The sequence below is a fragment of the Pseudomonas sp. 22515 genome (assembly GCF_052044625.1).
In the GTDB taxonomy this organism is placed as follows: Bacteria; Pseudomonadota; Gammaproteobacteria; order Pseudomonadales; family Pseudomonadaceae; genus Aquipseudomonas; species Aquipseudomonas alloputida.
In genome coordinates this window covers 207,149-218,796 of the sequence record NZ_JBQENN010000005.1, presented here as the reverse complement: position 1 = coordinate 218,796, position 11,648 = coordinate 207,149, and the positions used below count along the sequence as shown (strand labels likewise).

10 protein-coding genes and 1 pseudogene are annotated in these 11,648 nt (G+C 64.8%); 9 read left to right on the top strand and 2 right to left on the bottom strand.

Annotation, left to right across the window (positions count from 1 at the left end):
• From ACTJJN_RS07710 to ACTJJN_RS07690, 5 genes and pseudogenes are all read left to right on the top strand, one after another.
• Nucleotides 1-432: pseudogene (locus ACTJJN_RS07710) on the top strand (type IV secretion protein Rhs); the annotation flags it as partial.
• A gap of 171 nt (nucleotides 433-603) precedes the next feature.
• On the top strand, nucleotides 604-1,779 hold the full coding sequence (locus tag ACTJJN_RS07705; RefSeq protein WP_047604857.1) for a M20 aminoacylase family protein: 1,176 nt from the start codon (nucleotides 604-606) through the stop codon (nucleotides 1,777-1,779).
• Nucleotides 1,780-1,862: 83 nt separating this feature from the next.
• Complete coding sequence (locus tag ACTJJN_RS07700) at nucleotides 1,863-3,173, top strand: citrate-proton symporter (protein ID WP_440781177.1); 1,311 nt, start codon at nucleotides 1,863-1,865, stop codon at nucleotides 3,171-3,173.
• Nucleotides 3,170-4,627: an amidase gene (locus ACTJJN_RS07695; protein WP_088513225.1), complete on the top strand. Its 1,458-nt coding sequence runs from the start codon at nucleotides 3,170-3,172 to the stop codon at nucleotides 4,625-4,627. The genes ACTJJN_RS07700 and ACTJJN_RS07695 overlap by 4 nt, the downstream gene beginning before the upstream one ends.
• A 64-nt stretch (nucleotides 4,628-4,691) precedes the next feature.
• Nucleotides 4,692-5,465, top strand: a complete 774-nt coding sequence (locus ACTJJN_RS07690) for an IclR family transcriptional regulator (RefSeq protein WP_004576295.1) — start codon at nucleotides 4,692-4,694, stop codon at nucleotides 5,463-5,465.
• Nucleotides 5,466-5,542: 77 nt separating this feature from the next.
• On the opposite strand, the gene ACTJJN_RS07685 is transcribed toward ACTJJN_RS07690, so the two are convergent.
• Nucleotides 5,543-6,415, bottom strand: coding sequence for a helix-turn-helix domain-containing protein (locus ACTJJN_RS07685; RefSeq protein ID WP_274094748.1), 873 nt, complete (start codon nucleotides 6,413-6,415; stop codon nucleotides 5,543-5,545).
• A 176-nt stretch (nucleotides 6,416-6,591) separates the two neighbouring features.
• On the opposite strand from ACTJJN_RS07685, the gene ACTJJN_RS07680 reads away from it, so the two are divergent.
• Genes ACTJJN_RS07680 through ACTJJN_RS07665 form a run of 4 tightly spaced genes read left to right on the top strand, consistent with a single transcriptional unit; the run spans nucleotide 6,592 to nucleotide 10,887 of the window.
• Nucleotides 6,592-7,419 (top strand): SDR family NAD(P)-dependent oxidoreductase, encoded by an 828-nt coding sequence (locus tag ACTJJN_RS07680; RefSeq protein WP_440781176.1) that lies wholly within the window; start codon nucleotides 6,592-6,594, stop codon nucleotides 7,417-7,419.
• A complete protein-coding gene (locus ACTJJN_RS07675; protein WP_019751676.1) occupies nucleotides 7,416-9,131 on the top strand; it encodes an FAD-dependent oxidoreductase in 1,716 nt (571 codons plus the stop codon). The genes ACTJJN_RS07680 and ACTJJN_RS07675 overlap by 4 nt, the downstream gene beginning before the upstream one ends.
• Nucleotides 9,131-9,457 carry an NIPSNAP family protein gene (locus tag ACTJJN_RS07670; protein WP_004374204.1) on the top strand — a complete coding sequence of 109 codons (327 nt, stop codon included), beginning with the start codon at nucleotides 9,131-9,133 and terminating at the stop codon, nucleotides 9,455-9,457. The genes ACTJJN_RS07675 and ACTJJN_RS07670 overlap by 1 nt, the downstream gene beginning before the upstream one ends.
• A gap of 44 nt (nucleotides 9,458-9,501) precedes the next feature.
• On the top strand, nucleotides 9,502-10,887 hold the full coding sequence (locus tag ACTJJN_RS07665) for an MFS transporter (RefSeq protein WP_012052396.1): 1,386 nt from the start codon (nucleotides 9,502-9,504) through the stop codon (nucleotides 10,885-10,887).
• Here ACTJJN_RS07665 and ACTJJN_RS07660 read toward each other — a convergent pair.
• Entirely contained in the window at nucleotides 10,884-11,567 is a 684-nt protein-coding gene (locus ACTJJN_RS07660; protein WP_012052395.1) for an HAD family hydrolase, read from the bottom strand. The genes ACTJJN_RS07665 and ACTJJN_RS07660 overlap by 4 nt on opposite strands.
• Between the last annotated feature and the right edge of the window lie 81 nt (nucleotides 11,568-11,648).

Genomic DNA, 11,648 nt, shown 5'->3' with positions numbered 1-11,648 from the left:
GCCGCACACCATCATCGATGCGACCTACAAGTCCAAGTACCTGTGGTGGAACACCCTGGCCCAGGTCGAGCGCTACCAGGACTGCTCGGGCAAGAGTACGTACTACCGCTATGACGAACGCCAGCACCTAGTTGCAGTAACGGACGCGCTGAACCAGACCACCACGCTGGCGCGCAAGCCCGACGGCGAAGTGCTGCGCATCAGCCACCCGGACGGCACCACGGAAAGCTTCACCTACAACGTCTACGGTCAGGTGCTCAGCCACACCGACGGCAAGGGCCAGACCACCCGCCTGATGCGCACGGCCCGCGGCCTGCCGAGCAGCCGCCAGGATGCCAAGGGCCAGCGGGTTCGCTACGAGTACGACAAGGCCGCCTGACCGCACTGTTCAACGAAAACAACGCCACGTACAGCTTTACCTACGACTCCAGCTCCACACCCATTCCGCTTCTCCCCCCGACTGGTTCCGCTGGGCGGAACCACATTCGTTTGTGATCCCGCGTCACTCGCGCTTATCTGTGAGCCAAGCACGACCTGCCTCACCTGTCGTGACCTGAAGGCGAACAACAAGAACGGGAAACCACCCGCGCGAGGAGACTCCACATGTCCCGACATCAGCATATCCAGGCCTGGCTCGCTGACGTGGCCAGCGACCTGCACGCGATTCGTCACGATATCCACGCTCACCCGGAACTGGGCTTTGAAGAAAGCCGCACCTCGGCATTGGTCGCCCGACTGCTGGAGGCATGGGGCTATGAAGTGCACACCGGTATCGGCAAGACCGGCGTGGTCGGCGTGCTGCGCAACGGCAGCAGCCCCCGCCGGCTGGGCCTGCGCGCCGACATGGACGCGCTGCCCATCCACGAAGCAACGGGTGCGGCATACAGCAGCCAGCACCCAGGCTGCATGCACGCCTGTGGTCATGACGGGCACACCACCATGCTGCTTGGCGCCGCGCGCTACCTGGCGGCCACCCGGCAGTTCGACGGCACGCTGACACTGATCTTCCAGCCGGCCGAGGAGGGCCAGGGCGGTGCCGAGGCGATGCTGGCCGACGGCCTGTTGGAGCGCTTCCCATGTGATGCGCTATTCGGCATGCACAACATGCCAGGGCTGCCGGCCGGGCACCTGGGGTTTCGTGAAGGGCCGATGATGGCTTCGCAAGACCTGCTGACGGTGACCCTGGACGGGTTGGGTGGCCATGGCTCGATGCCGCACCTAGCCGTCGACCCGCTGGTGGCGGCCGCCAGTGTGGTGATGGCGCTGCAAACCGTGGTGGCGCGCAATATCGATGCGCAGGAGGCGGCAGTGGTCACCGTCGGCGCGTTGCAGGCCGGCGAAGCGGCCAACGTGATCCCGCAACAGGCGCTGTTGCGCCTTAGCCTGCGCGCGCTGAACGCCGAGGTGCGGGCGCAGGCCCTTGAGCGAGTGCGGGCAATCATCGTCAGTCAGGCCGAGAGCTTTGGCTGCCGCGCCAGCATCGAGCATCGCCCGGCCTACCCGGTGCTGGTCAACCATGCCGCTGAAAACGCCTTCGCCACCCAGGTAGGGGTCGAGTTGCTGGGCGCCCAGGCAGTGGATGGCAACACCCGCAAGCTGATGGGCAGCGAAGACTTCGCCTGGATGCTGCAGCGCTGCCCGGGGGCCTACCTGTTCATCGGCAATGGTGTATCGCGGCCGATGGTGCACAACCCGGCCTACGACTTCAACGACGACATCCTGCTGACCGGCGCCGCCTACTGGGGCGCGCTGGCAGAGCGCTGGCTGGCACCTGCCTGATTGTCCCTTTTTGACCACTGCCGCTGGAACCCGGGCGCGACTGCGCCTGGGCGATCACCCAATCATTGTGTGGAGTGTTCCCTATGCAGACTTCGAGCACCGGCGTGTCGCGTACCCGGCAAGTGGTGGCCGCCGTTATCGGCAACGCCCTGGAATGGTATGACTTTATCGTGTATGGCTTTCTGGCCAGCATCATCGCCCGGCAGTTCTTCCCGTCCGACGACGCGTACGCCTCGCTGCTGATGGCCCTTGCCACCTTCGGCGTCGGGTTTTTCATGCGCCCTGTGGGCGGCGTGCTGCTGGGCATGTATTCCGACCGCAAGGGCCGCAAGGCGGCCATGCAGATGATCATCCGCCTGATGACCGTGTCCATCGCCATGATCGCCTTCGCACCCGACTACCTGGCCATCGGCATGGCTGCGCCGCTGCTGATCGTGGTGGCGCGCATGCTGCAGGGCTTTGCCACCGGTGGTGAATATGCCAGCGCCACGGCGTTTCTGGTGGAAAGCGCGCCTGCCCACCGCAAGGGCCTGTATGGTTCGTGGCAATTGGTAGGGCAGTGCCTGGCGGTGTTTTCCGGGGCGGCAATGGTGGCGTTGGTTACCCACCTGTGCTCGCCTGAGGCGCTGGAAAGCTGGGGCTGGCGCATCCCGTTCGTGCTGGGCCTGCTGATCGGGCCGGTCGGGCTGTGGATTCGCAAGCATATGGAGGAGCCTGAGGCGTTTGTCGAGGCGCGTCGCCATGCCAAGGGCCAGTCGCCCAGCCTGTGGCAGGTGCTGCGTGAACACCGGCGCAGCCTGCTGGTGTCGATGGGGTTGGCCTGCGGCGCGACGGTTTCGTTCTACGTGGTGCTGGTGAACATGCCGACCTTCGCCCACAAAAGCCTAGGCCTGCCGCTGGACCAGGTGCTGCTGGTGCAGATGCTCGCCGTGGGGCTGATGACCCTCGTGATTCCGTTGTCCGGGGCGCTGTCTGACCGGCTGGGGCGGCGCCCGGTGCTGATGGCCTTCACCCTGGCGTTCTTCGTGATGGTTTACCCACTGTATGTGTGGGTGGCCGCTGCGCCTTCCCTGGAGCGCCTGTTGGTCATGCAACTGCTGTTGTGCACGGCCATCGGTGGTTTCTTCGGCCCGGCACCTACTGCCCTGGCCGAACAGTTCCCGGTCCAGGTGCGTTCCACCGGCGTGTCGGTGGCCTACAACGTGGCGGTGATGGTGTTCGGTGGCTTTGCCCCGTTGATCGTGACCTGGCTCACCCAGGTGCTCGGCACCCCAGTGGCGCCGGCGTTCTACGTGCTGTTTGCCTGCCTGCTGACATTGCTGGGCACCTATTGCCTGAAAGAAGCACCGCGGGCAGTCAAGCCTGCCGCCTTCAACCTTGGAGTAAAACCGTGAAGCCGCTAGCCATCGACCCCATTGTTGCCCTCGATGCCGAAGCACTGTCCCAGGCCATCCATGCCCGCCAGTTGTCATGCCGGGAAGTGATGCAGGCTTACCTGGGGCATGTCGAGCGCTTCAATCGGCAGGTCAATGCACTGGTCTCGCTGCGCCCGGCCGAAGTGCTGCTGGCCGAGGCCGAGACGCGTGACCGCGAACTGGCCTGTGGCCATTCGCGCGGCTGGATGCATGGCATGCCGCAGGCAATCAAGGACCTCGCCGCCACGGCCGGGCTGCGTACCACGCTCGGCTCGCCGCTGTTTGCCGAGCAGGTACCCGAACAGGATGCGATCAGCGTGGCGCGGGTGCGGGCGAGCGGGGCATTGATCATGGGCAAGAGCAATGTGCCTGAGTTTGGCCTGGGCTCGCAAAGCTACAACCCCTTGTTTGGCACCACCACCAACGCCTACGACCCGTCGCGGGTGGCGGGTGGCAGCAGCGGTGGGGCTGCAGCGGCGCTGGCCATGCGCTTGCTGCCGGTGGCCGACGGCAGCGACATGATGGGCTCGCTGCGCAACCCGGCGGCGTTCAATAACCTGTTCGGCCTGCGCCCATCGCAGGGCCGCGTGCCGCATGGGCCGGCGCCCGAGCTGTTCGTGCAGCAGCTGGCCACAGAAGGGCCGATGGGCCGCAGTGTGGTCGACGTGGCGCGGCTGCTGTCGATACAGGCGGGTGTTGATGCCCGGGCGCCGCTGTCGCTAAGCGAAGGCTGGCGCGATTTTACCGTTGGCTTGCCGCGCGATTTTCGCGGTGTACGGGTGGGCTGGCTGGGCGACTACAACGGCTATCTGCCGATGGATGACGGGGTAATGAGCCTGTGCGAGTCGGCGCTGGCCGACTTTGCCGAGCTGGGCTGCCGGGTCGAGGCCTGCCAGCCGGCATTCGACCTGGCGCGCTTGTGGCAATGCTGGCTGACCCACCGCCACTTCCTGGTGCATGGCAACCTCGGCGCAGCCTATGCCGACCCTGGCAAGCGCGCATTGCTCAAGCCCGAAGCACAGTGGGAGGTGGAAGGTGGCTTGCAGCTGAGTGCGGCGGCGCTGTACCAGGCTTCGTTGGACCGCAGCGACTGGTACCGCGCCATGGGCAAGCTGTTCGAGCGTTACGACTTCCTGCTGTTGCCCTCGGCCCAGGTGTTCCCTTTCGATGCACGCCAGCCATGGCCGGCGGTGGTCGGGGGGCGGGCAATGGACACCTACCACCGCTGGATGGAAGTGGTGATCGGGCCGACCTTGGCCGGCTTGCCGAGCATCAGCGTGCCGGTGGGGTTCAATGCCGCCGGGTTGCCCATGGGCCTGCAAATCATCGGCCCGGCGCAGGCCGACCATGCCGTGCTGCAGTTGGCATATGCCCATGAACAGCTCACCCGCTGGGTGGCGCGCTGCCCGCCACAACGCCTGCTTGCGCCATGAAAGCATGGGCAGGCGCGGATCTTGCTGGCTATCCTGACCATCCCGCTACAAGGAGGTCATACCCATGGGCATCACGGCAGACAGCGGCGGCGTGCGTTCGGTGGAGCGGGCGCTGGCCATTGTCGACCTGCTGGGCGAACACCAGGCGTTGGGCCTGGAAGAACTGCACTACCTGACGGCGCTGCCCAAGGCCACGGTGTCGCGCATGATCGCCACCTTGCAGGCGCAAGGCTGGGTGTACCGCGGCCTTGCCGACCGGCGCTACCGGCTGTGCGCGCGACGCCTGTTCGGTGACCGCCAGTTGCGTTTCAAGCGGCGCCTGGTGGAAAGCGCAGCGCCCATGCTGCTGGAGCTGAGTGAGCGCACCGGGCTGGTCGCTGACCTGTCGTGTTTCGACGGCCAGCGGCTGGAGGTGATGGAAAGCGCCATCCCCCAGGTGCTGCGCAAGCGCTATCCGCTCACCAGTCAGATCGTTGGGCAGCATGCCAGCCTGTTTCATTCGGCGATGGGGCGGGCGTGCCTCGGGGAGCTGGCGGTGGACGAAGTGCAGCGCCTGGCGGCCCATGAGCGGCTGGGTGACGACGGGTTGTTGCGCGATATCGAAGAACAAGCGCACAAGGGCTTTGGTCAGCGCACCGAAGGCTACTGGGAATACCCGGTGCGCCTGCCGTTCCTGATCCGCGCCATTGCCTTGCCAGTACATGCCGAAGGGCGCCTGGTCGGCAGCATTGCCTTGCAATGGCCGCTGGATCAGGCGCCGGTGGAGCGGGTGTCGAGCCTGCACCTGAGCAGTTTGGCGACCACGGTGGGGGAAGTGCAGCGGGCCTTGGCTGTTTGATGTTTCCTGCACGGGTTTCTTCGCGGGTAAGCCACAGACGCGTGCATTGCCAGTACCGCCCACAGAACCTGCGGGCGTTACTGGCCCTCCCGAAATCCGCTAGGGCTCACCCCCGCCTGCTTGCGAAAGAACCGGCTGAAATACCCCACATCGGCAAACCCCAGCTCATGGGCGATCTCTTTCACGCTCAGGCTCGAATGCCCGAGCATGCGCTTGGCCTCCAGCACCAGTCGGGCATTGATCACATTCATCGGCGTCATGCCCAGGTGTTCCTGGCACAACCGCCCCAACGTCACCAGGGTCATGCCCAATTCGGCGGCGTATTCCGCCAGTGGCCAGTGCGCGCGGTAGTGCATGTCTACCAGCTCGCGAAAAGCCGTCAGTTGCTGGCTGCGTCTTGATACTGGGCGCTGCTCACCTGCGGGCATGTACGGCTCATGGCGCAGGACATGGATCATCAGTGCCAGCAATAGCGCCATGCTGCTGGCCACATGCTCGCGGGCGCGGTTGTGGTATTCCTCGCGCAGGGCCCGAAACAGGGGCAACAACGGGTCTTCATCGGCGGCCCAGTGGGGCAGGGCAATTACCTGTGGTTTGCGCAGTTGCACCCGCACGCTGGGTGCCAGCACCTGGGCGATGCTATCCAGCGGGTGCTGTGCAGCCGTGATTACCTGGCCTTCTACCTGGCTGGCCCAATGAAATCCATGCACCACCTGCGCCGGGACGTACACCACGCAGGGTGCATGAACCTGAAACCGGTCACTGTCGAACAGCACCTCGCCGCCACCGCTTTGCAGGTACAACAGCTGCAGCAAGCCTTCGTGACGGTGTGCGGCAATCTCCCAGTTGTGCGCGCCAGAGCGCTGGGATATCTGCTCCACATGCAAGGCTTCGTGCCACACCGGCTGCGCGGTTTCACCGTACAGGGCGTAATTGGGGATCTTGTTCATGGTGTTGTAATTGTTCTGTTCACTGCCCGCTACTGTGCCATAGCTGCACGCAGGCTTCAGGGCGCAGTGGGCAAATTGACGGGAATGTGGGGCTGGTTGCAGGTTTTGTCCATTCTGCCGGTGGGCCTGCCGGCCATAGCCTGTTGCCCAGAACAAGCAACGCTCTGGAGAGCAGCATGCACAACAACAAGATCCTTTCTCAGTGGCTAGGCCTGGAGTCGGCCGTATGCGTGGTGACCGGCGCGGCCGGCGGCATTGGCGCAGCGTTGGCCGCAGCCTTGGTGGAGCAGCAGGCCCACGTGGTGCTGCTTGACCGCGACCTGGACAAATGCCGCGAACTGGCGGCCACCCTGGGGGAACACAGTGCAGGCGAAGTCATTGCCCTGGCCTGCGACATTGCCGACCCGGCCAGCGTGGAGCAGGCTGCGGCCCAGGTACAGGCGCTGCATGGGCGCTGCGATGTACTGGTCAACAATGCCAGCGTGCTGCGCCCCGGTGCGCTGGACACGCTAAGCCTGGAACAATGGAACCAGGTGCTGGCGGTCAACCTCAGTGGCTACCTTTTGTGTGCCCAGGCCTTTGGCCGTTCCATGCTGGACTGCGGCCAGGGCCGTATCGTGCATGTGGCCTCGATTGCAGCCCATTACCCGCAACCCAACAGTGGCGCTTACAGCGCGGCGAAGGCAGGCGTCAGCATGTTGTCGCGGCAGATCGCCGTGGAATGGGGGCCGCGTGGTGTGCGCAGCAACGCCGTATGCCCGGGTTTGATCCGCACGCCATTGTCGGCGGCGTTCTATGCCGACCCACAGGTGGAGCGCCGGCGTAGCGCCATGACCGCCAACCAGCGCATCGGTGAGCCGCAAGACATCGCCGAAGCCGTGCTGTTTCTGGCCAGCCGTCGCGCCGACTATATCAACGGCGCCGAGCTGACCGTGGATGGCGGATTGGAAAGCATGCCCATGGCATTGATCCCGCGCCCTGGCTTCGAGGGGGCAGGCCAATGAATACGCGTAGCTGCGATGTACTGGTCATCGGTGCGGGTGCTGGCGGCCTGGCGACAGCCATCACGGCGAAAAAGCTTGGCCTGGATGTGATCGTCATCGAAAAGGAGGCGTGCTTCGGCGGCACCACGGCGTTTTCCGGCGGCGTGCTGTGGGTGCCGGGCACCCGGCACGGGGGCAATGACAGCCAAGCAGCGGCCATGACCTACCTGCGCAACGAAACCGGTGCCTGCTTCGATGCGGCCGGGGTGGAGGCATTCTTGCGCTACGCGCCGCAGATGGTTGAGTTTTTCGAGCGCGAGACGGCAGTCAAGTTCGTGCCCACGCTGTACCCCGATTATCACCCGCAGGTGGAAGGCGGCGTCGATGTGGGCCGCTCGATACTGGCCGCACCTTACGACATCCGTGGTCTGGGGCCCGACATGGCGCGGCTGCGCCCGCCGCTGAAGACCATCACCTTCATCGGCATGATGTTCAACTCGTCGAATGCCGACCTCAAGCACTTCTTCAATGTCACCCGTTCGTTGACCTCGTTCGCCTACGTGGCCAAACGCCTGCTGACCCATTTGAAGGAGCTGGCCTTGTACCGACGCGGCACCCAGGTCACCAGTGGCAATGCCCTGGCGGCACGGCTGGTACGCTCGGCACTGGACCTGGGCATTCCGATTCTCACAGGCACCCCGGCGCGGCAGTTGCTGCGCGAAGGGGCGCGGGTAGTGGGGGCGGTGACCGGGCAGGCCGGCAGCGAGCAGCGCATCGAGGCCCGGCGTGGGGTGGTGCTGGCCTGTGGCGGTTTCTCCCATGACCTGCAACGGCTGCGCCAGGCCTACCCGCATGTACGGCGTGGCGGCGAGCATTTTTCACCGGTGCCAGCGGGCAACACCGGCGATGGTGCGCGCATGGCCGAGGCGCTGGGAGCAAAGGTCGATATCTGCCTGCAGGCACCTGCAGCCTGGATGCCGGTATCGAAGGTGCCGGTGGGTGGTGGGCGGCATATTGCCTTTCCGCACTTGCTCGACCGCTACAAGCCGGGTGTGATCGGCGTGCTGCGTTCGGGGCAGCGATTCACCAATGAGTCGAATGCCTACCACGACGTGGGCGCAGCGCTGATCGAGGCGTGTTCCGACCAGGCAGAAACCGCCATGTGGCTGGTATGCGACCGCCGCACCCTGGCCAAATACGGGCTGGGCTTTGCCAAGCCTGCGCCGATGCCGCTGGGGCCATTGCTGCGCAACGGCTACCTGCTCAAGGGCCAGACCCTGGCGGAGTTGGCCGGCAAGGCCGGTATCGATGCGCAAGGGCTGGAGCAGACTGTGCGCGAGTACAACCTTGGCGCTGTCCACGGCGAAGACCGTCAGTTCGGCCGCGGCAGCACCAGCTTCAATCGCTACCTGGCCGACCCGCAGCAACAACCCAACCCGTGCGTAGCGCCGGTTGGCGAGGGACCGTACTTTGCCGTGAAAGTGATCATGGGCGATCTGGGCACTTTCGACGGGCTGCGCACCCGTGTGACCGGTGAAGTGTTGGCGGCCGACGGGCAAGTCATCGACGGTCTGTATGCGGTGGGTAACGACCGCGCCAGCATCATGGGCGGCAACTACCCCGGGGCGGGCATCACCCTGGGGCCGATCATGACCTTTGCCTACATCACCGGGCGCCATCTGGCGGGTGTCGAGCAGGGGCTGGCGGCGGGCAACGCACGGGAGGTGGCGTGATGGACAAGCCTGTGGTCGACCACCGCATCTACACCATTCGCCCGCGCGGCATGGCGGCCTTTCTCGAGGCGTTCGACCAGCTGGCGATGCCGATCCTGCTGCGCCACCTCGGTGCACCCCTGGCGTTTTACACCAGCAGCATCGGGCCGTTGAACCAGGTGGTGCACTTGTGGGGCTATGACAGCCTCGATGACTTCGAGAAGCGCAGCGCAGCGCGGGATGCCGACCCGGACTTTGCCGCGTACCTGCATGCCACCCGCGACCTGGTAGTGGCTCAGGAAACACGCATCATAAGGCCTGTGCGCTTACCCAGCCTTTTCCACTAGGGCTGCGACAAACACCGTCATAAAAACAACAACAGGTGATACCTATGAACAACACACTCGACGTGCGCCAACTGATCGACCAGCAACCCATCGGCCGTTACCAGAAATGGGTGGTGTTCCTCGGCTTTCTCATCATCGCCCTGGACGGCCTGGACGTCGCCATCATCGGCTTCATTGCCCCGCAATTGAAAAGCGATTGGGGCCTGGATGCGCAAAGTCTGGGCCCGGTATTGAGCGCCGCGTTGATCGGCCTGGCACTTGGCGCCTTGATTGCCGGCCCCTTGGCGGACCGTTATGGGCGCAAGGCGGTGTTGCTGTGCAGCGTCCTGCTGTTCGGCCTCTGGACACTGGCCTCAGCCTTTTCACCCAACCTGGAAGCCCTGGTCGCGTTGCGCTTTCTGACCGGCCTGGGCCTGGGCGCAGCCATGCCCAATGCCAGCACCCTGGTCAGCGAGTATGCCCCGGCACGCAGCCGCTCGCTGCTCATTACCCTGGCATTCTGCGGGTTCTCCCTGGGCGCGGCGGCAGGTGGCTTCGTCAGCGCCTGGATGATTCCGAACCTGGGCTGGCGCAGTGTCCTGGCATTGGGTGGGGTGTTGCCGCTGATGGTCCTGCCGTTGCTGTATTGGCGCCTGCCGGAATCGGTGACGTTCCTGGTCAGCAAAGGGGCGGACCGCAAGCGCATTCTGGCCATTGTCCGTCGCCTGGCACGTGAGCATGTCAACGCCGACACGACCTTTGTCTTGCCTGGTAAAGCCCAGGCTGCAGGCGGTGCAATCGGCACCATCCTCTCTGCGCGGTATCGCTTTGGTACCTGCATGCTCTGGGGTGGGTACGTGCTGGCGCTGTTCCTGGTCTATCTGTTCAGCGGCTGGTTGCCGACGCTGGTAAAGGAGGGGGGCGGGTTTTCGGTGGCCGAAGCGGCCATCGTCACCGCCTGTTTCCAGATTGGCGGCCCGTTGGGCGCGATTTCGGTGGGTTGGGCCATGGATCGCTACCCGGCGCAGCGCGTGCTGGTACTGACCTTCCTGTTCAGTGGTGCGGTGATTTTTGCAATTGGTCAGGTCGCTGCGGACTTCGCCTGGTTGTGTGCGGTTGCGAGCGCTGTGGGCTTTGGCCTTAATGGGGCAAGTGTTGGCATGAATGCACTGGCGGCGGCTTTTTACCCGACTGAAGCACGGGCGACCGGCGCCAGCTGGATGAGCGGCATCGGGCGCCTGGGTGCGATTCTCAGTGCCTTTGCCGGGGCACAGATGCTGGCACTGGGCTGGAGCTTTGCCCAGGTATTCGCTTCGTTGTTGCTACCCGCAGGGTTGGCGGCTTTGGCGGTATGGCTGCAAGGGCGAAATGCGGCGTCACGGCTTAGCGTTCCCGGTTGTACATCCGGCACCCCGGCTGCAGCGCCAGCAGGTTCGGCTCCCACTCCTTAGCCTTCGGGAACACAGCCCCTGTCTGAAGCCATACGCTCGATCAACGCCCATAACGCCGCATCATTGAAATCGTCGACAACCAGCCTGGCGCCCGCCGCCAGCAACCGCTCCGGGGTCTGCGTCGTGGCTACGCCCACGGTAAAGATCCCCGCGCCACTGGCCGCGGCCGTCCCCGGCAATGAGTCCTCGAAGGCCAGCGCTTGCCCGGCCTCGGCACCCAGGCGCTGCAGGCCGGTGAGGTAGGGCAGCGGGTCCGGTTTGGGCCGTGCCAGTTCTTCGGCCACCAGCACATGTTCAAAGTGCTGGCCCAGGCCCATGGCGTTCAGCATGTGCTCGGCGTTCAGCCGCGGTGCGTTGGTCACCACGCACATGCCGATGTCCTGGGCCTGGGCATGCTCCAGCAGGCGCAACAGGCCTGGCATTGGCTCAAGCGACGGCGACATCGCGCGAAACAGCGCTTCCTTGCGGTCGGCCAACGCCTGGCACTGTTCGACGCTGGCGCCGCTGAACAGCTCGGCGAACAGCTCGCCGTTGGCGCGGCCGCTGACCTGGGCGTCGAACTGCGCCTGGCTCAGCTCGCGGCCGTCGTGTTCACGCAGCAGTTGGCGAAAGGCCTGCAGGTGCAGGGTGTCAGTGTCGGTGAGGGTACCGTCAAGGTCGAACAGCAGGGCGGTCAGCATGGGATATCCAGATGAAAAAACACAAGCCAGGGGATCATAACCAAAGCTGACGACGAAGGGGGCTGTTCAGCGTGCTCCGAA